Origin of the sequence: Gilliamella sp. Pas-s27 (assembly GCF_009795865.1) — a bacterium.
Classification (GTDB): domain Bacteria; phylum Pseudomonadota; class Gammaproteobacteria; order Enterobacterales; family Orbaceae; genus Gilliamella.
Map to the genome: position 1 here is coordinate 1 of NZ_WTEW01000132.1, position 339 is coordinate 339.

Annotated in this window: 1 protein-coding gene; it reads left to right on the forward strand. The window is 31.3% G+C overall.

The features are described from left to right. On the forward strand, positions 1–339 hold a 339-nt coding region (locus GQ589_RS12015), incomplete at both ends, for a DUF6708 domain-containing protein (protein ID WP_202115122.1).

Genomic DNA, 339 nt, shown 5'->3' on the forward strand with positions numbered 1-339 from the left:
AGCTATGCCAATAATAACTACTGTGCCTTTATTCGTCAGGATCTCAATGATCAGATTTTTTATGCTTGCCTTTATTTTGTTGCTATTATTTTGTTAAATATATTAACTGTTGGTTCTTTTATAATGATTTTCTGGTTCAATGACTCTGAAATTGGTGACAAACTAACAATAATGGGGGTAATTGGCTTTATTACTTGTTGTGCTTCTTTATACATAACTATTCCTGAATTTTACCAAAATGCTTTCTCTCGTCTTGGCAGTCCCATTATATTTAACCGTAAAACGGGTAAAGTCTATGTTAACGAAAGTTACTTTTTTAACTTTAAAGTATTACGGCAC